Annotated in this window: 23 protein-coding genes; 13 read left to right on the forward strand and 10 right to left on the reverse strand. The window is 74.1% G+C overall.

The genetic code is table 11. The features are described from left to right. Window positions 1-47: 47 nt before the first annotated feature. The gene (locus BS73_RS03045; protein WP_152617486.1) at window positions 48-701 is read left to right on the forward strand and encodes a hypothetical protein; all 654 of its coding nucleotides are present in this window, start codon (window positions 48-50) and stop codon (window positions 699-701) included. A gap of 75 nt (window positions 702-776) precedes the next feature. Here BS73_RS03045 and BS73_RS03050 read toward each other — a convergent pair whose 3' ends face one another. Then, window positions 777-2825 (reverse strand): S53 family peptidase, encoded by a 2049-nt coding sequence (locus tag BS73_RS03050; RefSeq protein ID WP_235215259.1) that lies wholly within the window; start codon window positions 2823-2825, stop codon window positions 777-779. 120 nt (window positions 2826-2945) lie between these two features. Here BS73_RS03050 and BS73_RS03060 point away from each other — a divergent pair, with 120 nt between their 5' ends. Next, window positions 2946-3785, forward strand: a complete 840-nt coding sequence (locus tag BS73_RS03060; protein ID WP_407674952.1) for an adenosylcobinamide amidohydrolase — start codon at window positions 2946-2948, stop codon at window positions 3783-3785. Here BS73_RS03060 and BS73_RS03065 read toward each other — a convergent pair. After that, window positions 3782-4354 (reverse strand): type III effector protein, encoded by a 573-nt coding sequence (locus tag BS73_RS03065; protein WP_407674958.1) that lies wholly within the window; start codon window positions 4352-4354, stop codon window positions 3782-3784. The two genes, BS73_RS03060 and BS73_RS03065, sit on opposite strands and share 4 nt — an antisense overlap. A gap of 167 nt (window positions 4355-4521) precedes the next feature. Here BS73_RS03065 and BS73_RS03070 point away from each other — a divergent pair, with 167 nt between their 5' ends. The 4 genes from BS73_RS03070 to BS73_RS03085 all read left to right on the forward strand — a co-directional run bounded on the left by BS73_RS03070 (window position 4522) and on the right by BS73_RS03085 (window position 7221). Beyond that, window positions 4522-4962 carry an Hsp20/alpha crystallin family protein gene (locus BS73_RS03070; RefSeq protein ID WP_037568963.1) on the forward strand — a complete coding sequence of 147 codons (441 nt, stop codon included), beginning with the start codon at window positions 4522-4524 and terminating at the stop codon, window positions 4960-4962. Between the two features lie 313 nt (window positions 4963-5275). Next, the gene (locus tag BS73_RS03075; RefSeq protein WP_037568964.1) at window positions 5276-5701 is read left to right on the forward strand and encodes a DUF2267 domain-containing protein; all 426 of its coding nucleotides are present in this window, start codon (window positions 5276-5278) and stop codon (window positions 5699-5701) included. 95 nt (window positions 5702-5796) lie between these two features. Further along, window positions 5797-6660 carry an SMP-30/gluconolactonase/LRE family protein gene (locus BS73_RS03080; RefSeq protein ID WP_037568965.1) on the forward strand — a complete coding sequence of 288 codons (864 nt, stop codon included), beginning with the start codon at window positions 5797-5799 and terminating at the stop codon, window positions 6658-6660. 252 nt (window positions 6661-6912) lie between these two features. After that, window positions 6913-7221 carry a hypothetical protein gene (locus BS73_RS03085; RefSeq protein WP_152617487.1) on the forward strand — a complete coding sequence of 103 codons (309 nt, stop codon included), beginning with the start codon at window positions 6913-6915 and terminating at the stop codon, window positions 7219-7221. A 79-nt stretch (window positions 7222-7300) separates the two neighbouring features. Here BS73_RS03085 and BS73_RS03090 read toward each other — a convergent pair whose 3' ends face one another. Further along, window positions 7301-7588 (reverse strand): DUF5133 domain-containing protein, encoded by a 288-nt coding sequence (locus tag BS73_RS03090; RefSeq protein WP_407674953.1) that lies wholly within the window; start codon window positions 7586-7588, stop codon window positions 7301-7303. Between the two features lie 216 nt (window positions 7589-7804). On the opposite strand from BS73_RS03090, the gene BS73_RS39115 reads away from it, so the two are divergent. Further along, window positions 7805-10030: a WD40 repeat domain-containing serine/threonine protein kinase gene (locus tag BS73_RS39115; protein WP_037568969.1), complete on the forward strand. Its 2226-nt coding sequence runs from the start codon at window positions 7805-7807 to the stop codon at window positions 10028-10030. Between the two features lie 64 nt (window positions 10031-10094). Next, entirely contained in the window at window positions 10095-10643 is a 549-nt protein-coding gene (locus BS73_RS03100) for a GNAT family N-acetyltransferase (RefSeq protein WP_322987240.1), read from the forward strand. Window positions 10644-10672: 29 nt separating this feature from the next. On the opposite strand, the gene BS73_RS03105 is transcribed toward BS73_RS03100, so the two are convergent. Then, window positions 10673-11644, reverse strand: a complete 972-nt coding sequence (locus BS73_RS03105; RefSeq protein WP_084703723.1) for an alpha/beta hydrolase — start codon at window positions 11642-11644, stop codon at window positions 10673-10675. 45 nt (window positions 11645-11689) lie between these two features. On the opposite strand from BS73_RS03105, the gene BS73_RS03110 reads away from it, so the two are divergent. After that, the gene (locus BS73_RS03110; protein ID WP_037568971.1) at window positions 11690-12169 is read left to right on the forward strand and encodes a MarR family winged helix-turn-helix transcriptional regulator; all 480 of its coding nucleotides are present in this window, start codon (window positions 11690-11692) and stop codon (window positions 12167-12169) included. Between the two features lie 57 nt (window positions 12170-12226). Here the strand turns inward: BS73_RS03110 and BS73_RS03115 are convergent, their stop codons facing one another. Further along, on the reverse strand, window positions 12227-13675 hold the full coding sequence (locus tag BS73_RS03115) for an amidase (RefSeq protein WP_037568973.1): 1449 nt from the start codon (window positions 13673-13675) through the stop codon (window positions 12227-12229). 250 nt (window positions 13676-13925) lie between these two features. Here BS73_RS03115 and BS73_RS03120 point away from each other — a divergent pair, with 250 nt between their 5' ends. Beyond that, window positions 13926-14333: a VOC family protein gene (locus BS73_RS03120; protein WP_051939220.1), complete on the forward strand. Its 408-nt coding sequence runs from the start codon at window positions 13926-13928 to the stop codon at window positions 14331-14333. Next, a complete protein-coding gene (locus tag BS73_RS03125) occupies window positions 14330-14737 on the forward strand; it encodes a PPOX class F420-dependent oxidoreductase (RefSeq protein WP_235215261.1) in 408 nt (135 codons plus the stop codon). Before BS73_RS03120 ends, BS73_RS03125 begins: the two co-directional genes overlap by 4 nt. Before the next feature lie 61 nt (window positions 14738-14798). Here the strand turns inward: BS73_RS03125 and BS73_RS03130 are convergent, their stop codons facing one another. After that, window positions 14799-15404, reverse strand: coding sequence for a TetR/AcrR family transcriptional regulator (locus tag BS73_RS03130; RefSeq protein ID WP_037568975.1), 606 nt, complete (start codon window positions 15402-15404; stop codon window positions 14799-14801). Between the two features lie 79 nt (window positions 15405-15483). On the opposite strand from BS73_RS03130, the gene BS73_RS03135 reads away from it, so the two are divergent. Next, window positions 15484-16647 (forward strand): acyl-CoA dehydrogenase family protein, encoded by a 1164-nt coding sequence (locus tag BS73_RS03135; RefSeq protein WP_037568976.1) that lies wholly within the window; start codon window positions 15484-15486, stop codon window positions 16645-16647. A gap of 22 nt (window positions 16648-16669) precedes the next feature. Here the strand turns inward: BS73_RS03135 and BS73_RS03140 are convergent, their stop codons facing one another. Then, a complete protein-coding gene (locus tag BS73_RS03140) occupies window positions 16670-17815 on the reverse strand; it encodes a PP2C family protein-serine/threonine phosphatase (protein WP_037569664.1) in 1146 nt (381 codons plus the stop codon). 222 nt (window positions 17816-18037) lie between these two features. Between BS73_RS03140 and BS73_RS03145 the strand changes: the two genes are divergently transcribed. Beyond that, complete coding sequence (locus BS73_RS03145; protein ID WP_037568978.1) at window positions 18038-19006, forward strand: amidohydrolase family protein; 969 nt, start codon at window positions 18038-18040, stop codon at window positions 19004-19006. Between the two features lie 26 nt (window positions 19007-19032). Here BS73_RS03145 and BS73_RS03150 read toward each other — a convergent pair whose 3' ends face one another. The 3 genes from BS73_RS03150 to BS73_RS03160 form a co-directional block, all read right to left on the reverse strand. Beyond that, window positions 19033-19500 (reverse strand): DUF7144 family membrane protein, encoded by a 468-nt coding sequence (locus tag BS73_RS03150; RefSeq protein WP_037568980.1) that lies wholly within the window; start codon window positions 19498-19500, stop codon window positions 19033-19035. Window positions 19501-19639: 139 nt separating this feature from the next. Beyond that, window positions 19640-20464 carry a universal stress protein gene (locus BS73_RS03155; RefSeq protein ID WP_037568981.1) on the reverse strand — a complete coding sequence of 275 codons (825 nt, stop codon included), beginning with the start codon at window positions 20462-20464 and terminating at the stop codon, window positions 19640-19642. 107 nt (window positions 20465-20571) lie between these two features. Beyond that, a complete protein-coding gene (locus BS73_RS03160; protein ID WP_037569667.1) occupies window positions 20572-20925 on the reverse strand; it encodes a PRC-barrel domain-containing protein in 354 nt (117 codons plus the stop codon). Window positions 20926-20934 lie beyond the last annotated feature (9 nt).

Here is a 20934-nt window from a genome sequence, read left to right on the forward strand (position 1 = left end):
AGCTGCGCACGATGAATCCACACAAACACCGCCGGTACCAGCTGACCGTGAGCCGCCGAACCGTCCGCTTCGGGCTGCTGGCCACGGCCGGGCTGGCCGCGCTCGCCAGCGCCGCGCCGGCCGCCGAGGCCGCCGAGGGCATCGGCCACGACGTCGGGGTGGCCACCGACGACGTGTTCAGCCGCGCCGACGCGGCCCACACGGTGGACGCCACCGACTCCTTCACCGTCCACCAGTTCGGCCCGCTGGTCGCCGCCCATCTGCACAACGAGGCGGTGGCCGCCTCGGTGGCCTGCCACCCGGACCGGCCCTGCCGCTCGGTGGCGCTGTCCTTCCAGATCGACACCATGGCCGGCACCCGGATCCACCTCCAGGCCGACAACACCAGCTCGGCCGAGAACATCCACTGTGCGGGCTGCGAGACCTTCGCCGGGGCCTGGCAGTTCGTGGTCTCCACCCCGCAGGCCTTCCGGCTCACCCCCGCCGAGCAGGCCCGACTGGGCACCATCCACCGGCAGTTGGACGCCCTCACCCACTCGAAACTGCCCACCTCCGAGGTGCGGGCGCAGGCCGACGTGCTGGCGGGCGAGGTCACCACGCTGCTGCAGACCGCCGCCGCCCACGCCCCGCAGGGCCCGGGCACCGACCCGCTCGGCTCCTTCCGTCCCACCGTCACGGTCCAGCACCACTTCGCCGGCTGACCCCGCGCCTGCTCGTCAGGCCTCTGATCTTCGCCGGGCCCGGAGCGCCGCCGGGCCCGGCGAGGCGGTGTGCGCTCAGCCCGCCTCGCGGCGGAGGCCGGCGAGGAAGGCCGCGCCGTTCGGGGTGCCGACCCCGGTCGTGGTGTCGTAGCCCCGGACCGTCACCTGCTGGGTGTCCGCCCGGTTCTGGACGTCGAAGACGTCCACGCCGGGGCTGCTCCCCGAGCCGTCGGCGGGGAGGTAGGCGGCCCGGTCCGCCGCGGGGGTGTGCGGACCGAGCGGCAGGATGTCGTGCAGCGCCCGTGTTCCGGCCAGCCGGTACAGCACCGGGTCGAGGAAGCCGAACGGCGTCCGCCGGCCCTGCTGCGCGTCCGCGACCAGCCCGGCGACCAGCGGGCAGGCCAGGCTGGTGCCGGCGTTCGGCATGGTCGCGTACGGCCCCGGCCTGCCGTGGCTCTCGGTGGCGATGTAGCCGGTCAGCAGGCCGGTGTCCAGATCGGCGTCGGCGGCCAGATCGGGCACCGTCCGGCGGAGCACCGTCCGTCCGCCCACCCGGGCGCGGGCCATGGAGGCGGGGACGACGCCCTTCTGGTAGACGGGCTGCGGATAGCCGGACGCGGCTCCGCCGCCGCTCCCGCTGACCCCCAGGTCGGACCACCGGCCGGCGTCGAGGGTGGCCGCATCGCTGGACCAGCCGGTCTCGAAGACCCGCCCGCCCGTCCTGGCGAGGCCGAGGCTGGTGCCGCCGACGGTCACCGCGTAGGGGTCGGCGGAGGTCGCGGTGATGCCGGGGGTGTCGCCCGAGGCGAAGTACATCCCCACGCCCTCCGCGGCCCCCCGCACGTCGAGTGCGTGGACGGTCTGTGCCGGCACCGAACCCTCGGGGATCTGCCAGGAGTTCGACTCGATCGAGGCCAGCGGGCGGCGGCCGTCCGCGGTGAGGACGTGCATCGCCGCGTTGAGCAGCGCCTGGTTCTCGTCGCAGCCGCCTCCGACCACCATCAGCTGCGTGGCGCCCGGGGCCATCGCGTACACGGCCTCGGAGTCCATCTCCGCCTCGTCCTCGTAGGCGGCGGTCCGGGCCGAGCGCGCGGAGGGGGTGGCGCACGCCCCGGCCTGGACGATCCTCAGCTGGGCGGGGTTCGGCCTGGGCAGGTGGTTGCGGGCGGCGTACTCGGTCAGGGTCCGGAACATCGCGGTGGGGGTCTCGTCCTCGATCAGCGCGACGGTCTGGCCCCGGCCGGTGTCCGTCCGGGTGGCACCGTAGGCGGCGCGGATCTGTGCGGCGGAGTACCCGCAGATCGGCAGGGAGGCCTCGGCCAGCCCCCGGTAGCGCGGACGGACGGCATGCCGGTACCGGCCCCAATAGGGGGAGCAGGCGGGCGACTTGGCGGTGTGCGCGGCGCGGACGGCCGGGGCCGGGGCGTGCGGGGCCGCCGCGCGAGAGACCGCCGCGCGGGGCATCGCCGCTTTCGGGACGCCCGCCGGGACGCTGCCGAGGCCGGTCACGCCGATCACGTCCGGCAGCAGCCCCGTCGGCAGCGAGACCTCGCGGTCGTTGGCGGACACCGTCCGGGACCCGCCGTCGGCGCCGCTGATCCGGTACCGGTCGATCCGCACCCGCAGGGCGGCCTCCACCGTCGCCACCGGGCCGGTCGCCGACACGTAGTCACGGCCCGGGTCGGTGCGCACCTGGGTGAGACCGCTGTGCCGCAGCCAGTCGGCGACCGCCGCGGCCCGGGCCAGGGAGGGGCCGAACCGCGCGGTGTAGGCGGCGGGGCTGAGGTAGCGGTGGAAGGCCGGGGTCCCCGGGGTGGCCGCGGCGGTGGCGAAGGCCTCCGCGCCGGCCAGGTCCGGCCGCAGCCACACCTGGAAGGTCATCGGCCGGTCGGCCGGGGCGGCGCCGGTGACCGTCGCGGCGGCGGACCGCACGGCGGGGGAGACGCTGCCGGGCAGCGGAGTCGTCCCCGGGGCGGTCGCCGTTTTCCCAGCGGCCCCGGAGACCCCCGTCAGACCCAGCGCCAGCGCGAAGACCCCGCAGCAGGCCAGCACGGTGTCGCGAGCGCGACCCCGATCCCTCTTCGCCGACTTCCCCGACTTTCTCGACTTCCTCGACGCGATCACGCGACCACTCCCCGTCCGGTAAGGCGTCCGCCGACACTTCCCCCACATCGGCCGAGCGCCATCATGCCGTCCGGTCCCCGCGTCGCCGGGGGCGACACGAGGGTTTTCTCCCCGGCTGGAATGATGGCCGAAAGCGCCGGTGGGGCGCGTGCGGCGGAGGAACGCGTGGATCGGTTGGTGGTGGCCCGGGCGGCCCGGCCCGAGGACGGTGGGTGCCGGCATCTGCTGGTGTGGCGGGCGGGGCCGGGCTGGCGGATGGTCAGCAGCGCGATCCTGGGCGGCGGCATCGGCTCCCGCCGATGGGTGCTGAACGCCCAGGTCCGCCCCGGCTATGCGCGGATGGACCCGGACCGCCATCTCCAGGAGCTCGCCGACGCACAGGAGTTGACCGGTCCCGGCGTCGGCCTGATGACCGCGGCCCAGGTGGACGACGTGGCCTGGGCGGAGGACCACGGCGTCACCGCGGTGGTGACGGCCGGCATCGGCGTGCCGGCCTGGGCGGCGGAGGCCGTCGCGGGTGGGGAGGCGGGCCCGGTCGCGCCCCCGCGCGAAGCCGCCGCCGCCGTCCCCGCCTACCGGCCCGGCACGATCAACATCCTGGTCGCTGTCCCGGCGGCGATCCCGGACGCGGGCCTGGTCAACCTGCTGGCCACGGCGACCGAGGCCAAGGTGCAGGCGCTCCTCGACGCCGGCTACGACTGTTCCGGGACCCCCTCGGACGCCGTCTGCGTGGCGGTGCGCGAACCCGGCCCCGGTACTCCGGCCGACGCCTTCGGCGGCCCCCGCTCGACCTGGGGGACCCGTCTGGCGCGGGCGGTGCACGCCGCCGTCCGGCTCGGCGCCGAGCGCGACCGCGCCCGGCGCGCCCAGGGCCCGCCCATGGTCCATGCCGAGCCCGGCCCCTCCTGCGCGCTTGACGACGTGGGCGCTCGGCTGTCGGCGTACCGGCCCGCCGGCTAGGAGCCTGGCTGAACCCCCGGCTGGCCTCGGCGCCGGTCGTTGCTGTCCTGCCGCAGCCGGTCGGTCTGGCGGGTGAGGCGGTCGATCCGGTCGGAGAGGTCGGACTCGTCCGCGGTCAGATGCTCCTGGGCGCTGTTGATCGGGCCGATCAGGTCGGCGGCGTCGTCGCCGCCGAGCGCCCCGGCGAGGGCGTCCCGGGTGGCCGGCGGGAGCTCGGAGACCGCGGTGATCTGGCCGGCGAGCTGACGCAGATCGGCGGCGTTGTCCCGGGCCCAGGCGGTGACGGCGCGGTCGGCGGCGCGGCGGTCGCGGGTCTCGCGGACCCGCTCCTCCCGGGTGGTCCCGGGGGAGCCGGGCCGGAGCCGCAGGTAGCGGCGTTCGGCGGCCTGCCGGCTGGCGACGCCGAGTGGGGGAGCGAGGTCGGCCCAACTGGCACCTGCCGACCGGGCGGCCTCGATCAGCTCCGCCTCCCACCCGGTGAGCTGTTCGCGCAGCCGGCGCAGGCTCTGCAGCGCGTCCAGCGCCCGGGCGGAGTCGCCGGCGGGGAGCGCCGCCTCGATCGCCGCCAGGGACTCCCGGGCGGTGGGGAACTCCGGCTGCGCGGTCACAGGCCACACCTCGCATCCTCGTCGTCCGGTTGATGACCCGGAGATTTGTCATCGGTTCGACGACATGCTACAACAGCAGCAGACAGCAGCGCATGAGCAGCCACCTGAACAAGAGGAGGTGTTCGACCATGCTGATGCGCACCGACCCCTTCCGCGAGTTCGACCGCCTGACCCAGCAGTTGCTGGGCGGCCCCTCCGGCACCTGGTCCCGGCCGACGGCGATGCCGCTGGACGCGTGGCGCGAGAAGGACGAGTACGTCATCGCCTGCGACATCCCGGGGGTGGACCCCGAGGCGATCGACATCGACGTCGAACGCAACATGCTCACCGTCAAGGCCGAGCGCCGGCCGACCGCCAGGAGCGACGAGGCGCAGCCGGAACTCTCCGAGCGGCCACTGGGCGTCTTCTCCCGCCAGATCATGCTGGCCGACACCCTCGACACCGAGCGCATCAGTGCCGACTACCACGCCGGCGTCCTCACGCTGCGGATCCCCATCGCCGAGCGGGCCAAGCCGCGCAAGATCTCCATCAACGCCGGGGAGACCGGCCGCCGGGAGATCACCGGCTAGGGGCCGCGGCCGCCTGGTCACGGGGCTGGCCGGGCAGGGTGGAGACGACCCCCTGTCCGCTCCGCCCGGCCCGCCCCGGCTCGATCCGCCGCCGCGCCTGCCGCATGCCGCCTTCGCGCCACTGCGGGCGAGGACCGCGTGCGAGCACCGCGTGCGAGCCCGCCACTGGCGGCCACTGCCCGCCGCCATCGGCCGCTGCCGGCCGATCGCCTCCGGCGCAGCGCCCCGTGCCCTCCGTGCCCTCGGCACCCGGACCACCGACCCCTTACCGTCCCCTACCGCCAGACACCCCAGAAAGGGCATCCCCCTACCGATGCGTGCCACCCCTGCCCCCACGCTCAGCACCGACTACGTCCAGATGCTGGAGATGATCCGCTACCGCGGCGCCTTCCCGACCCGGGAGCGTGCCCAGCAGGCGGTCGAGAACGTCCTCGGCGCCCTCGGACGCCGCCTCTCCGGCGAGGAGCGCGTCGACCTCGCCGCCTGCCTGCCGCGCGAGGCAGCCCGCGTCCTCGCCGCCCAGATCCCGGAGCCGGAGGCACTGACCGGTTGGGAGTTCGTCAAGGACCTCGCCGAGCGCACCGGCGGCGACCTGGCCCCCACCCGCTGGGAGGTCGGCTCGGTGCTCGGCGTCGTCGCCCGCATCGTCGGACCCGCCCTGCTCGGCCGCGTCCTCTCCCGCCTCCCCAACGGCTACGCCCTCCTCTTCGGCCAGGCCGAACTCACCCAGGCCGCGTGACGGTTGACGCGGGCCGTCGGTGACGTGACCATGCGGGCAGCGGCCGACAAGGACGCCGTCGACGAAGAGGAGCGGCCAGGCCCCAGCCCACCGTCCTGCTCTCCGGATTCGCCTTCACCGAGGCGCCGCGCTGGAGGGACGGGCGCCTCTGGTTCTCCGACTTCTACCAGGGCCGGGTCTTCTCGGCCGCCGAGGACGGCTCCGACCTGCGGGTGGAGGCGGTGGTCGAGGAGCAGCCCGGCGGCCTGGGCTGGCTGCCGGACGGCCGGCTGCTCATCGTGTCGATGCGCGACCAGCGGATCCTGCGCCGGGAGGCGGACGGAACCCTGGCCGTCCACGCCGACCTCGCCGGCCGGATGCTCGGCTATGCCAACGACATGGTGGTCGACGCCGCCGGCCGGGCCTGGGTGGGCGGCTTCGGCTACGACCTGATGGGCGGAGCCCCCCTCGCCCCCTCGGGCCTCCTCCGGGTCGACCCGGACGGGAGCGTCCGCGAGGTCGCCGACGACCTCTGGTTCCCCAACGGCATGGTGCTCACCCCGGACGGAACCCTTCTGGTCAACGAGACCTTCGGCAACCGGATCAGTGCCTTCGCCGTGGACGCGGCCGGCGAGTTGGGCGACCGCCGCGTCTGGGCGCGGTTCGGCGACCTCCCGGTCGAGCGGGAGTTCCTGAAGATGGTGCCGGAACTCGTGGTGAGCCCCGACGGCTGCTGCCTGGACGCCGAGGGCGCCCTGTGGATCGCCGACGCCACCGGCGGGCGTCTCCTCCGGATCGCCGAGGGCGGGACGATCACCGAGGAGATCCGCCCGGGCACCAACGTCTACGCCTGCGCCCTGGGCGGCAGCGACGGCCGGACCCTCTTCGCCTGCGCGGCCCCCGACTTCTTCGAAGAGGCCCGCCGGGCCGCCCGCGAGGCCACCATCCTGTCCATCGAGGTCGCGGTGCCGGCGGCCTGACACGCCTTGGGCGTGGGCGGGCCACGGAACGCCCGCCCGTCCCACTCCCGCGCCTTCCGGCCCCCGTGCAGAACGAGCCGCTGGTAAAAGATGACTATTTTTGATCGGTAGGAAATTGTTCCTGATTAGGTAACGAGAGGCGTCTCCGCCTCTTCTGCGGCATGCGCGGATCCATGCTCGTGGTCGTTCCGGACGACAACGTCCGGGACGTCAAGAGATCTCCGATCTCCCACGCAGAAAGGCCAGATTCCCATGGCTCATTCGATGGTCCGGATCGCCCGGGCTGCCGCCGTCGCCGCCGTGGCCGGTGGCGCGCTCCTCGGCCTGGCGGGCACCGCCTCCGCCGCCGCCCCCGCCCACGAGGGCGGGCCGGTCGGCTTCTACCACCACCACTGCCGCCACCACGAGGGCTTCCGCGACCACCGCTGGTACCAGGGCCGCCGCGACGACGACGACCGCTGGCGCCCCGCCTTCTCGGAGCACTCCGAGCACTCCGACCACTCCGAGCACGGGTACGGCGAGCACTTCGGATACGGCGAGCACGAGGGCTACCGGCGCTGACGGCCTGCTGAGGACGCCGACAGCGGCTCCGGCCCCGGCCCCCGTGGACAACGGGGGCCGGGGCCGGAGCCGTTCGCCCCTACCGGCCGATTCCCTCCCCGCGCCTGCGCTCCCAAGGGAGCACCGCCCCGCGCTGATGCCGCGCCGCGGCGAGGGCCACGTCGATGTCGGTGGTGCCGGCGGCCTCGCACAGGCTGCAGGCGGCCTCGTCGAGTCGGCGCCGGGCCTCGCCTCCACCGTGCACCGCATTCTGCAGTCGCAGTTCCTCGTACTGGGCAGCCAGGCCGAACAGGCTGCGCGCGCTCACCATCAGAACCTCCGGCATTCGGTTGCGGTGGAATCCGATTCCGGCCATCTGCCCGTTCACCGCGGCCCTATCCTTCCGCCTCCGGTATTAATCCGAATGGCGCATGCCGCCGGCATTCACTCACCGCAGCGGCATTCCGCCGGCGGCGCGAACCTGCCCGGGCGGCGAGATCGCCGATGTCCCCTCGGAGGGAACCGGGCGGCTGCAAGAATCGTCGCAGCAGGCGACGGCTGTCCCAGCAGAACTCCGAGCAGGCGGATGGTAGGTGGTGGGGGGATGCCCACGGAGGCGCTCCAGGCCGGCGATCCCCGGACGGTGGGCCCCTACCGCCTCCTCTGGCGCCTCGGGCGGGGCGGGATGGGACGGGTGTACGTCGGTCGCTCGCGTGGTGGGCGGGCGGTCGCGGTGAAGGTGGTGCACCCGGAGTTCGCCGGTGATCCGCAGTTCCGGCGGCGGTTCGCCCAGGAGGTGGCCGCCGCGCGGAAGGTCGGCGGGTTCTACACCGCACAGGTGGTCGACGCGGACCCGCAGGCCGAGACGCCCTGGCTGGCGACGGCGTACGTGCCGGGTCCCTCGCTCTACGAGGCGGTCGAGGCGCACGGCCCCCTCGCCGGCCCGGCGGTCCGTGCCCTGGGGGCCGGCCTGGCCGAGGCCCTGATGGCCGTCCACCAGGCGGGCCTGGTCCACCGGGACCTCAAACCGGCCAATATCATCCTGGCCGGGGACGGCCCGCGGGTCATCGACTTCGGCATCTCCCGGGCGCTGGACGCCAGCCATGCCTCCACGACCGTCATCGGCACGCCCGGCTTCATGTCTCCCGAGCAGGCCCGCGGCCTGGAGGCGGGCCCGGCCGGGGACGTCTTCGCGCTGGGCGCGGTGCTGGCCTTCGCCGCGTCCGGGCGCGGGCCGTTCGGGACGGGCCAGGTCGAGGCGATCATCTACCGGATCGTCCACGCGGAACCGGACCTGGAGGGCGTACCGGGGGACATCGCGGATCTGGCGCGCGCTTGCCTGGCCAAGGAACCTGCCGAACGCCCCGCCGTGGCAGAGGTGCTGGACCGCCTGGCGGCCCCCTCCGGGGCCTCCTCCACGGCCACTTCCGCGTCCTCCTCCGCGACCGCGACCGCGTCGGCGGCGGGGGAGACCTGGGTACCGGCCGCCGTGACGACGATGATCGACGAGCGTGAGCGCGAACTCTCGGCCCAGATCAGGGCTCTGGGCACCACCCTCGACGGCGGCGGCTCCAGCGGCCCGCGAACCCCCGCCGGCCCCCGCGACACCCTCGCCCAGGACGCCGCCGTCGACGCGCCGTCGGCCCAGACGGGCCAGGAGGGCGGCCCAGCACCCCGGCGGCCCCCCGTCAGCCGCCGCAACGCCCTCGCGGCGGCCGGCCTGGGGGTCGCCGCCGCCGTCGGCGTCCCCCTCGGACTCGTCCTGAGCTCCGGTTCGCGTCGAGGAAGCGCGAACGGCGATCAGGGCCGGGCGAGGACCGCCTCGGACACCGCGAGCGGGAACCTCCGTCCGCAGGGCCCGGTGACCGTCTTCGACGGCGGTGCCGGTCTCGTGCGCTCGGCCGCGTTCCATCCTGGCGGCGGCCATCTGGCCAGCGCGGGGGAGGACGGCGTGGTGCGGCTGTTCGAGACGGCGACCTGGCAGGCCGCGAGGACCTTCACCCACAAGGTCGCCAACCCCTGGAATCTGTCGCTCGCCAAGATCACGGCCTTCAACGCGCTCTTCAACGCGGCGATGTGCGTGAACTTCCGCCCGGACGGGCGCGACCTGGCGGTCGCCAACGGCGACGGCACGGTCAGCCTGTGGAATCTCGCCCAGGGTACCGAGGTCGTACTGCCCTTCATCGACCCCACCGAGTGGAACGGCGTGGTCGCCTCCGTCGCCTTCGCGCCGAACGGCGGCACCCTCGCGGCCGTCTACGACTCGGCCGCCGTGCGGATCTGGCGGACCGGCGACCAGACCACCGTGGCCAACCTGGCGACCGGAGCCGGTTACTGGATCGCGCAGGTGGCGTACCACCCGGCCGGGGGCCTCCTGGCCAGTGCGAGCGGTAACGGCAATCCGGGCAACGGCGTCGGCGACGGCCTGCTGGAGTTGTGGGACCCCACCTCCGGCTCCAAGATCACCACCCTCGCCGACACCAATTCGCCGGAGGGGCAGCTGCTGGCGTTCAGCCCGGACGGGAAGACCCTGGCGAACGTCCGCAGCGACGGTCAGACCACCCTCTGGGACGTGGCCGCCCAGAGCGCCCGGACCGTCCTGACCCCGGCCGGCTCCGGGGCGAGCTGCGTGGCCTTCGGGCCGGGCGGCCTGCTGGCGACCGGCTTCACCGACGGCACGGTCACGGTGTGGTCCGCGCGGTCCGGAAAGGCCCTGGCGACCCTCACCACCCGGAGCGACAGCAAGGTGCACAGCGTCGCCTTCAGCCCGGACGCCCGCTACCTGGCCGCCACCACAAGCAGGTTGAGCGTCTGGACCCTCAGAAGCTAGTGCCTTGGCCGCCGACTGCGAACTCCGCTGGACAGCGTGCACCCCCTGGGCAAGCATGCGCACGGTGACAGACGAAAACGACCGGCGGTCGTGCCGGGTGCGGTTGGTGGAGCTGTCCGCCGGCACCATGTCCGCGCTGCGCGACGGCGACCTCCGCCGGGCCGGTGCGCGGGCCGGCGTTGAGCTGACCGAGTTCTTCGTGACGGATCGGGCGCGGTGGCTCTGGCGGCTGCGGCTCGAACAGATCGCGGCGGACCCCGGCCATGCGCGGTGGATGGTGCGGCAGGCCGTGGTCGCCGCCGACGGACTGGTCGTCGGCCATGCCGGGTTCCACGGACCTCCCGATCAGGCCGGCATGGTCGAGATCGGCTACGCGATCGCTCCCGCCTTCCGCCGCCGGGGCTACGGCCGGGCGGCACTGATCGAACTGCTGCGCAGGGCCGCTGCGGAGCGCGGGGTGACGACCGTGCGGGCGGCGATCAGCCCGGACAACGCGGCGTCGCTGGCGACCATCCGCGGGTTCGGCTTCGTCCAGGTGGGGGAGCAATGGGACGACGAGGACGGCCTTGAGCTCGTCTTCGAGGTCCCCGTGGGCGGGAGCCCGCGCCTCTGACCGGGGAGTGGCGGGGCGACGCGGAAGCCTCAGCCGCGGATGCGCTGCCGGAGGAAGAGGGCGGCTCGGTCGAGGGCCTCGCCGGCCTCGTCGAGGCTGTCCGTGAATGCCTGGAAGACGTGCGGCACCTTCGCCGTGATGTCGAGGACCACGTCCACCTCGGCGTCCGAGGCGCGGAGGGCGAGACGGCGGGCGTCGTCGAGGAGCAGCTCGTTGGTGCCGACCTGGAGCAGCATCGGCGGGAGGCCGGCCAGGTCGCCGCTCACGGCGGGGCTGAGCAGCGGGTCGCGGCCGTCCGCGTCGGCGACGTAGTAGTGGCTCATGCGATCGATGTCCGCGCGGTCCAGGAGTGGGTCGGCGGCCGCCTTGGTCACCATGCTCCGGCCTTCTCGGGTGGCGTCCAGGCCCGGTGAGAAGGCGACGAGGGCGGCGGGCATCGGGAGCCCGGCATCGCGCGCCGCCAGTGCGCCCGTGACGCTCAGTCCGCCGCCGGCGGAGTCGCCGGCGAAGGCGATCGACTGGGGCGGATGCGCCGCGTCCAGCAGTTCCCGGTAGGCGGCGACCACGTCCTCCACATCGGCGGGGAAGGGGTGCTCCGGCGCCAGCCGGTAGTCCAGCGAATACGCGGGAATCCCGGTCCTGAGCACCAGCTCTGCGGTGAGTCCCAGCGCTGTGTGGGGGGATCCGACCACATGGGAGCCGCCGTGGAAGTAGAGAAGGGTGCCAGTGGCGGCTTCCCGGCTCTCGGGACTGATGTGCAGTGCGGGGCGCCCGCCCAGTGGCCTCGCGTCGACCCGGACGCCTCCGGGCACCGGCAGTGTGCTCATCAGCTGCACAAAGCCCGCACGCAGGTCCTCGACGGTCGGCTGCACGGCTGCCCCGGTGGAGCCTCCGACACCATCGCCTCCGGCCCCGTTGGCACTGCCGCCGCCACCGCCACTGCTGCCGTCGCCGGCGCTCCGAAGCTGCGCGTCGAGCTGCTCTCGCTGAATCCTGGACATGGTCGGTCCTTCCCTCCGGGAGTTGTTGCTACTACAGTACATGCCATGGCAGATACTGCAAGGGAAGATTACATCGATCTCGGCACGGTCTTCGACGACCTCGTCCGCGTCGAGACCCGCCTCTACAACGCGGTGGCCGATCGGCTGAAGAGCGAGGCCGGCATCTCGGCCGGGCACTTCGAGCTGCTGCGGCACGTCCACGCGCAACCGGACGCCCGCGTCGCGGATCTGGCCGCGGTCTTCGCGATCGGGGTCGGGACGACCAGCAAGATCGTTGACCGGGTGGAGGAGGAGGGCTGGCTGGAGCGCCGGCCGAATCCGGCGAACCGGCGCTCCTCCCTGCTGGCGCTGACGCCGGCCGGCCAGGCGGTGGTCTCCCGGGCCGAGTCGGTCTGGCGGGCGGCGATCGAGGAGATCCTGGGCGCGTCCCCGGTCACCGCCGCGGAGCTGGCCGCCCTCGGCCGAACGCTCGGCGCCCTGCGTTCCGATCTCGAGGACCGCCGCCTGGGTCTCCCGAACGGATGAGGCGCGGCGGGGCGGCCCGATTCCGGCCGCCGAACCGCCGACCCGGCACCGCGGGGCTCAGCCCGCCCAGATCTCCGGCCTGCGGTCGGACCACGGGCGGGCGCGCTCCAGTTGGGCGGAGAGGGAGATCAGGAGGGCTTCGGCGCCGTAGCGGGCGCCGAGCATGGTGCCGATCGGGAGGCCGTCGGGGTTCCAGTGGACGGGGACGTTGACCGCGGGCAGGCCGGTGGCGTTGTACACCGGGGTGAACGGGGTGAAGGCGCTGATCCGGCGGAACTCCTCGACGGGGTCGGCGTCGTTGCGCAGCCCGCCGACCGGCGCGGGCGGCTGGGCCAGCGTCGGGCTGAGGATGACGTCGTAGGGCCCCTCGGGGGCGAGGAGTCCGGCCACCAGCTGGCCCATCGCGCGGAAGGAGTACAGCGCCTCGTGGTAGCGGGCCGCCGGGACCGCGCGCCCGCGCTCGCGCAGGCTGCGGGTGAGCGGGAGCAGCAACTCCTCGCCGCCTTCGGGAACCGGCCGCGCCGCCGCGCTGACCTCCCACACCGTGGTGAACATCCGGGCGAAGTAGTCGTCCCCGGCCGGGAGTTCGAGCGGTTCGACCTGGTGGCCCAGCTGGCCCAGCAGTTCGGCGGTCTCCTGGGCGGCGGCCAGGCAGTCCTGATGCACCGTCAGCCCGGGTACCAGCGGTGCGGTGAGGAGCGCGATCCGCAGCGGTCCGGGCTCGCGGTCGGCCGCGGCCAGGAACGAGTCGCCGGGGGCGGGGGAGGGGGCCGCGTAGGGGTCGCCCGGCATCGCGCCGGCCATCGCGTCGAGCAGCGCCGCCGCGTCGGCGACCGTCCGGGCCAGCGGGCCGCTGGTGGAGAGGCCCGTGACGTCGTGCTGCACCGGCCCGGCGCTGATCCGTCCGCGGCTCGGCTTGATGCCGAACAGCCCGCACACCGCGGCCGGGATGCGTACCGACCCGCCGCCGTCGCTGCCGTGGGCGAGCGGCGCGAGTCCGGACGCGACGGCGGCGCCCGCGCCACCGCTGGAGCCGCCCGCCGACCGCTCCAGGTCCCACGGGGTGCGCGCCGGGGGAGCGACGTCGTTCTCGGTGTGGCAGGGCAGGCCGAACTCGGGGGTGTTGGTCTTGCCGAGAATGACCGTGCCGGCGGCCCGGAGCCGGGTGACGACGTGGTCGTCGGCCTCGGCGGTGTACTCGGCGAACGCGGCCGAGCCGAAGGTGGTGCGCACCCCGGCGACGTTGTTGAGGTCCTTGATCGGGCAGGGCACCCCGTGCAGCGGGGGGAGCGCACGGCCCTCGCGCCGGGCCGCGGTGGCCTCGGACTCGGCGTCCGCGGCCTGCTTGCGGGCGAGCTCGGGGGTCGGGGTGGTGTACGCGCCCAGCTCGGCGCTGTGCCGCTCGATCCGGGCGAGGTAGTGGTCGGCCAGCTCGACCGGGGAGAGGTCGCCCTCCCGGATCATCCGGGCCTGCTCCAGCGCGGTCAGATCGTGCAACTGCGTCATGTCGGGTGCCTCCTGGCCTGGTTGCGGACGCAGGCGGGCCGGGCGGACCCGGAGACGCCGCTGCTCGAATCGTCCCGGCGTCGATCTTGCCCTCATCCGTCGCCCGGAGTCCAGGGTCCGGCGCCCTGTCGCTTCCGCCTCGCCCCCGTTGTCAGTGGCGGGGGCTAGGTTGTGGGCAGTCGGAAGCCGCATGGTGCGGTCGCGCGCCGGCGGCGCGCCGGCGCCGTATCAACCGGGAGGGGAGCACGCGATGCCAGCTGAGGACGAGGCCCCGTCGTGGGCCGGCGGGGTGGCGCTGATCAATCTCTTCGTCGCCGACCTCGATGCCGCACGGGCCTTCTACCGGCGGGTCTTCGGCCGGCCCGTCGAGTTCGAGGACGACCGCTCGACGGCCTTCCGCTTCGGAGAGGTCCTGGTGAACCTGCTGGACGAGTCCGCGGCCCCGGGGGTCATCGCCCCGGCCGTGGTGGCCGCGCCGGGCGGTGGTTCGCGCTTCGCCCTGGCGATGACCGTCCCCGACGTCGACGCGGCCTGCGCCGAGCTCAGGACCCGCGGCGTCGAGCTCCTCAACGGTCCGGTGGACCACCCGTGGGGGATGCGCACAGCGGCCTTCGCCGACCCCGACGGCAACGTGTGGGAGATAGCCTCACCGGTGTGACCGGACTGGATTCGGCGACCCTCGACGCCTTCACCCGCGCCCGCTACGTCAGCCTCACCACCTACCGCCGCGACGGTACCCCCGTCGCCACGCCGGTCTGGCATGTGATGGCGGACGGAAGGCTGTACCTCACCACCGCAGCCGCGGCCTGGAAGGTGCGGCGGCTGCGCCGCGACCCCGCGGTGAAGGTGGCGGTCTGCGACGTCCGCGGCCGGGTCGCCCCCGGGGCGACGGAAGCCGTGGGCAGCGGCAGGATTCTGGACGCCGAGGGCACCGCGCGGGTGCAGTCCCTCCTCGCCCGCAAGTACGTCCTGGCCCGGCTGGGCAATGGCTGGTCGCGATTGACGGGCCGGTGGAACCGCCATCCGGTCGTCGCCCTCGAGATCGCCTTCCCGGCGAAGTAACCCGCGTACCCGGCGCCCGCGCACTCGGAACGTGGGTGGATGGCGCCCGCGTTCCCGGGGCCTACCGGCGGAGCCCGTGCAGCAGCAGCTCGGCCAGGCAGGCGTAGGCCTCGGCGTCGGCGAGGCCGGTGGCCGCGGCCACCTGGCGCTGCTGGATGCGGACCATCACCGAGGAGATGACGTCCGCCGCGAAGGCGACGTGGACGTCGTGGAACTCGCCGGCCGCCACGCCCTCCTCGATCAGCTGCTCCACCCGGCGGGCGGCGGCCCGGGTGTTCTGCTCGTAGACCTCGGAGGCCGGTTCGAAGCCCGCCACGTCCTCGAAGAACCGCGGCGAGAGCGGGGCGAGCTCCGAGGCGACGGCCCGGAGGTAGGCGGCCAGCCGGGCCGCGGCCGGGCCCGACTCGGCCGCGAGGTCGGACTCCACCCGCACGGTGGCCTTGCGGAAGAAGTACACCACCACCGCACGGACCAGCTGCTCCTTGCTGTCGGCGAGCCCGTAGAGGGTGCGCTTGGAGCAGCGCAGGCGCGCGGCCAGGTCGTCGAGGGTGAGGTGGGCGAACCCCTCCTGGGTGAGGAGGTCGACCAGGGCCTCGAACAGCTCGGTCCGGCGCGCGGCACCGCGTCCCGTCTGCTTCGGCCCGACCTCGTCGGCAGTTTCGATCACCTGGGCATTATGCCCAGGCCCGATTAGCGCTACGATTTCCGGTACTGACGTACCCCTCAAAGTACCGGTTGGAGTCGCGATGTCTGTCGACCGCCTGCTGCCCACCCCGGAGGCAGCCGATCTCATCGCACTGACCAGGGAGATCGCCGACAAGGAGCTGGCCCCCAAGGCGGCCGAGCACGAGCGGCGCGAGCTCTATCCGGAGGGACTCTTCGCCACCCTGGGCCGGGCCGGCCTGCTGGGACTCCCGTACCCGGAGGAGTACGGCGGCGGAGGCCAGCCTTACGAGGTCTACCTGCAGGTGCTGGAGGAGCTGGCCGCCCGCTGGGCCGCCGTCGCGGTGGCGACCAGCGTCCACACCCTCGCCTGCCATCCGCTCAGTGCCTTCGGCACCGAGGCGCAGAAGCAGCGCTGGCTGCCGGCCATGCTCGGCGGCGAGGTGATCGGCGGCTACAGCCTCTCCGAGCCGCAGGCCGGCTCCGACGCGGCCGCACTGCGCTGCAAGGCGGAGCCGGTCGCGGGCGCGGACGGCGCGCTCACCGGGTACCGCGTCACCGGCACCAAGGCCTGGATCACCCACGGCGGCCGAGCCGACTTCTACGCCCTCTTCGCCCGCACCGCGCCGGGCAGCCACGGCATCTCCTGCTTCCTGGCGCCCGGTGCCGCGGAGGGGCTGAGCTTCGGCAAGCCGGAGGAGAAGCTCGGCCTGCAGGCCGTGCCGACCACCTCGGCCATGTGGGACGGCGCGGTCATCGACGCGGACCGCCTGATCGGCACCGAGGGGCAGGGCCTGCAGATCGCGTTCAGCGCCCTCGACGGCGGCCGGCTCGGCATCGCGGCCTGCGCCACCGGTCTCGCCCAGGCCGCGCTGGACGTGGCGGTCGACTACGCCAACGAGCGCACCACCTTCGGCCGGAAGATCGTCGACCATCAGGGCCTCGGCTTCCTCCTGGCGGACATGGCCGCCGCCGTCGACTCCGCCCGCGCGACCTACCTCGACGCGGCCCGCCGCCGCGATCTGGGCCGCCCGTTCGGCCGCCAGGCCAGCGTCGCCAAGCTGATCGCGACGGACGCCGCGATGAAGGTCACCACCGACGCGGTCCAGGTGCTCGGCGGTTACGGCTACACCCGCGACTTCCCGGTCGAGCGCTATATGCGCGAGGCGAAGATCATGCAGATCTTCGAAGGGACCAACCAGATCCAGCGCCTGGTGATCAGCCGCCAGCTCTCCCGGGGGCACTGAGCCCGCACTGCTGCGCGCCCGCTCAGCCGGTCGGGTACCGGTCGGCGCAGATGAGAACGGTGTCGTCGGCCGGCACCCCGCCGCCGTGCCGGACCAGTTCCGCCCACAGGCGCCGCAGCAGAACCTCCGGCTCCCGCCGGGCGGAGCCCTCCGGGCGGGGTGAGGTGCTGTCGCGGGCACACCGGGCCGCGCATTCGGCGAGGGGAAAGAAGCGGCCCTCGCGGTCGCGGGCCTCGCTCGCGCCGTCGGTGTAGAGGAGGAGGACGGAATCACGGGGGAACGGGAAGACCGTGGACGCGTAGGCGCACCGCGCCAGTTCGCCCAGCCCCAGCGGGACGGCCGGGCGTTCGACCCGGAGCCAGCTCGCGCCCCGGTCGCCGATGAGCAGCGGAGCCGGATGTCCGCAGCTGATCAGCTCGATCTCGTCGCGCTCGTCGGGGATGTCCAGGACGGCGGCGGTCACGAAGTGCTCCTCGGCCTGGAGGGGCTTGCCCATCCCCGTCGCGCCGCGGTACAGGGCGTTCTGCTGGTTGAGGCCCCAGCGCACGGACTCCTCCAGCTCCGCCACCAGCTCGGGCAGCGGCATCTTCCGATGCGCCGCCGCGCGGAAGGAGCCGACCAGCAGGATCAGCGCGTCCAGCGCCGCCATGCCCTTGCCCCGGACGTCGCCGATCATGATCCGGGTGCTGGTCTCCGTGCGCACCAGGCTGAACAGGTCGCCGCCGAGGTCGGCCTCGCCGGCCGCGGCGTGGTAGCAGGAGGCGAGCCGAAGTGGGCCGGCCCGGTCCGGCACCGGTGGGAGGAGCGTCTGCCGGGTGGTGGCGTAGGCCCGGCTGACCCGCTCGTTGCGCTGTCTGAGCCGCTCGCGCAGCATGGCGAGGGCGGTGAGGAGGACGCCCAGCAGCACCAGCGAGGCGAGCTGGACGATCAGGTTCTCGGTGCCGAGCGCCCCCCGCACGAACCCGATGACGACCAGCGCCGTCACGGCCAGTGCGGCGATCACCGCGGTGGCCCGCACCCCCGCGAAGCCGGCGACGAAGGCCGGCGCCGCCGCCAGGAGCGGGCCCAGATGGACGTCGGGCGGCGCCAGCACGTCGACCAGGGTGATCAGCACCATCCATGCCAGCGCCGGGCCCAGCAGCGCGACCACGCGTCGCCTGCCACGCATCCACCGGGAGCCCTGCGGCATACCTCTGGGATACACCCCGTCCGGCCCAGGCGCCCGCCGAGCCCCATCGGCCCCAGCCGCGGGCGGCCAGCGGGCGCGGTCCTCGGACAGCCGCCGGGAGACCGCCCGCAGCGGCGGCCCGCGGCGCGCTGCTGCGCGGGGTGGCTCCGCACTGGTACTCCTACGGTGACCAAGGTAAGCCGCTGCGCCTGGGAGGGCCGCATGACAACGGACCGACTGACCGACGTCCACGCCCACTTCGTCACCGCCGGCTACGTCGCCGCCGCCCGGGCGGCCGGCGTCCAGCACCCGGACGGGATGCCCGGCTGGCCGGAGTGGAGCGTGGAGCAGCACCTCGACCTGATGGACCGGGGCGGCATCGGCAAGTCGTATCTCTCGGTCTCCTCCCCGGGCGTCCACTTCGGGGACGACACGGCGGCCCGCGCGCTCGCCCGCGAGGTCAACGAGTTCGGCGCCGGGGTGCGCGCCGAACGGCCCGAGCGCTTCGGCCAGTTCGCCTCCCTGCCGCTGCCCGACGTCGAGGGGGCGCGCGCCGAGGCCGGGTACGCGCTGGACGTCCTCGGCGCGGACGGCGTCATCGTCGAGAGCAACCACCACGGCGTCTACCTCGGCGACCCGCGGCTGGAGCCGCTCTGGGCGGACCTGGACCGGCGGGCCGCCGTGGTCTTCGTCCACCCCACCTCTCCGCCGCACGCCGAGGACCTGGCCCTGGGCCGGCCGCGACCGATGATCGAGTTCATCTTCGACACCGCCCGCACCGCGGCGGACCTGCTCTTCCGCGGTGTGCTGGCACGGTACGGCGGCATCCGCTGGATTCTCACCCACGGCGGCGGGGCGCTTCCGCTGCTGGCCGACCGGATGGAGCTGGTCCGCGGCCTGGTCGGCGACCGGGCGCTGAGCGGCACCGAGGAGGGCGGCGGCCCGACGGTCCTGGAGCAGCTCGGCCGGCTCTGGTACGACATGGCAGGCACGCCGTTCCCGCGCCAGATCGCGGCGCTGGACGCCGCCTTCGGCACCGACCGCCTGCTCTACGGCAGCGACTACTGCTGGACGCCGATCGGCATGGCGCTCGACCAGGTCGCAGCGGTGGACGTGGCCGAGCCGCCGTCCGCCGACGACACCTGGCGCAGTCTCACCAGCCGCAACGCCCGGCGGCTCTTCGGCGGGTGACGCCCGGGCACGTCCGGGCCTCCGGGTCAGCGGGCGGAGCTCAGCGTGCTCCTGCTCAGCGACCAGATCACCATGAGCCCGAGGCCGACGCCGATCACGGCCCACACCGGGGTGTAGGGCAGCCACATGAAGTTGGCGATCACCGCGAGGCCGGCCAGCACCATGGCGGTCACCCGCGCCCAGGTCGTGCCGCGCAGCACGCCCAGGCCGGTCAGGAACAGCAGGACGCCGAGTGCGATGTGGATCCAGCCCCAGGCGGTGAGGTCGAACCTGAACGCGTAGTGCCCCACCACGGCGTAGACGTCGTCCTTCGCCACCGCGGCGACGCCCTGCAGGACGCCGAGGACTCCCTGGACCAGCAGGAGCACGGCGGCCAGCAGCGCGCCGGCCTCGGCCCACGGCCGGTGCCGCCCGTCATCCGCCGGGCCCGGGGGGACCGAGGCCGAGGAGGCCGAGCTGCGTGCTCCGTCGGAACGGCTTGTGGAATGGCTCATGAGGGGATCTCCTCTCCTGCGACCGTTCCCCCCGCTCCGGGATGGGTCGCGTCATCAGCACCGACGCTGCGCGATGAGGGCGAGGGCGACTATCCGGCGGGGCCATTCGGGTGAGTGCCGGTGCCCGGCGGGGAGGACTTCAGGCGTCGTGCGGGACCAGTGCCACCGGACCCGGGGCCAGGTCCAGGATCCGCTGCAGCCCGGGCGCCGCCGGAGCGGCTGCTCCTCGCCGCCCGCGCTCCACCCCGAGGACCAGGACGGATGCCTGCTGGGCGGCCCGGAGCAGCTGCTCCTCGGGGTCGCCGGTACCGGGACGGCGGGCCACGCGCACCGAGGGGAACTTCTCCTGCATCCCGTTGAGGAGACCGTCCAGGCCGTCCAGGTCGTCCTCGTCCCCGTTCGCCGGGCCTGCGCCGTCGCTGCCGGCGGTGCCCGGGCTCTCGACGGCCAGCCGCGCTCCGCGCTCGTCCGCGAGCCGGAAGGCGAACTCGGCCGTGACGGCGTCGATGCGGCCGTCCACCGAACCCAGCACGATGTCGAACGGAGGCACGACGCCCTGTGGCAGATGCACTCTCAGCAAGGCGACGGGGCAGTGGGCCCGGGCCGCCACAGTGGCCGCGGCGGCCGTCACCGCCCCAGGCGCCGCGCCGGCCGGCTGCTCCGGCGGCCCGGCCGCCAGGACAAGCAGGTCCGTCTCGGCGCTGGCGGCGACCAGAACGGGACCCGGCGGCCCGGCCGCCGTCCGTACGGTGACGGACACCCCGGGGAAGGACCGGGGGAGGTCCGTCGCGAGCAGCCGGAGCCGGGCCGGGAGACCGTCCTCGCGGCCGCTGGTGGAACCGGCCGGGGCGACGCCGAGGAGGACGAGGGGCGCCCGGCGCAGCAGGGCCTCACGTGCTGCCCAGCGAGCGGTGACGGCATCGCTCGGGGTGCCGTCCGGGCAGGCGACGACGGGTAGGACCATGGCAGCACCTCCGGCAAGCGGCGCCGATCCCTTCTCCTCCCAGTCTGGTCCGCGTCACCCGCGCGGGGTATGGGCTTCAGGTCCCTCGCTGCGGGCGCTGTGGAGGCTCAGCGTCGGGCCAGGCGGCGCTCGCCGCCCGCACCCTGGGTGTACGCGAGTTCGTAGTGGGCGAAGAGCGCCGGCTCCTGCTCGGCCTTCAGCACGCCGTCGGTCTCGATCGAGGGGGCGTCCTTGACCAGGCCCTTGGCGTAGGGCACCCGGACGTAGCCGGGGCCCACCACGGCGCCGATCAGCGGCACGAAGACCAGCCGGCGCTTTCCGGGCAGTCCCACCGTCACCGTGATGAAGAACGGCTGGTCGGTGGCTGTGTCCACATACACCGACTCCAGGGTGCCGATCTTCTTGTCTTTCTCGTCGACCACGTCGTGATCACGCCATTCGCGGATGTCGGCACTTTCCATGAACGCTCC

It is taken from the genome of Phaeacidiphilus oryzae TH49 (genome assembly GCF_000744815.1).
Lineage (GTDB): Bacteria > Actinomycetota > Actinomycetes > Streptomycetales > Streptomycetaceae > Phaeacidiphilus > Phaeacidiphilus oryzae.

Excerpts from the sequence above, each read along its gene's own strand:
- BS73_RS03115 (WP_037568973.1), bottom strand. The coding sequence starts at position 13,675 with ATGACGCAGTTGCACGATCTGACCGCGCTGGAGCAGGCCCGGATGATC.
- BS73_RS03105 (WP_084703723.1), bottom strand. The coding sequence starts at position 11,644 with ATGTCCAGGATTCAGCGAGAGCAGCTCGACGCGCAGCTTCGGAGCGCC.
- BS73_RS03160 (WP_037569667.1), bottom strand. The coding sequence starts at position 20,925 with ATGGAAAGTGCCGACATCCGCGAATGGCGTGATCACGACGTGGTCGAC.
- BS73_RS03085 (WP_152617487.1), top strand. The coding sequence starts at position 6,913 with ATGGCTCATTCGATGGTCCGGATCGCCCGGGCTGCCGCCGTCGCCGCC.
- BS73_RS03155 (WP_037568981.1), bottom strand. The coding sequence starts at position 20,464 with ATGGTCCTACCCGTCGTCGCCTGCCCGGACGGCACCCCGAGCGATGCC.
- BS73_RS39115 (WP_037568969.1), top strand. The coding sequence starts at position 7,805 with ATGCCCACGGAGGCGCTCCAGGCCGGCGATCCCCGGACGGTGGGCCCC.
- BS73_RS03070 (WP_037568963.1), top strand. The coding sequence starts at position 4,522 with ATGCTGATGCGCACCGACCCCTTCCGCGAGTTCGACCGCCTGACCCAG.
- BS73_RS03110 (WP_037568971.1), top strand. The coding sequence starts at position 11,690 with ATGGCAGATACTGCAAGGGAAGATTACATCGATCTCGGCACGGTCTTC.
- BS73_RS03135 (WP_037568976.1), top strand. The coding sequence starts at position 15,484 with ATGTCTGTCGACCGCCTGCTGCCCACCCCGGAGGCAGCCGATCTCATC.
- BS73_RS03150 (WP_037568980.1), bottom strand. The coding sequence starts at position 19,500 with ATGAGCCATTCCACAAGCCGTTCCGACGGAGCACGCAGCTCGGCCTCC.
- BS73_RS03145 (WP_037568978.1), top strand. The coding sequence starts at position 18,038 with ATGACAACGGACCGACTGACCGACGTCCACGCCCACTTCGTCACCGCC.
- BS73_RS03060 (WP_407674952.1), top strand. The coding sequence starts at position 2,946 with ATGATGGCCGAAAGCGCCGGTGGGGCGCGTGCGGCGGAGGAACGCGTG.
- BS73_RS03075 (WP_037568964.1), top strand. The coding sequence starts at position 5,276 with ATGCGTGCCACCCCTGCCCCCACGCTCAGCACCGACTACGTCCAGATG.
- BS73_RS03140 (WP_037569664.1), bottom strand. The coding sequence starts at position 17,815 with ATGCGTGGCAGGCGACGCGTGGTCGCGCTGCTGGGCCCGGCGCTGGCA.
- BS73_RS03120 (WP_051939220.1), top strand. The coding sequence starts at position 13,926 with ATGCCAGCTGAGGACGAGGCCCCGTCGTGGGCCGGCGGGGTGGCGCTG.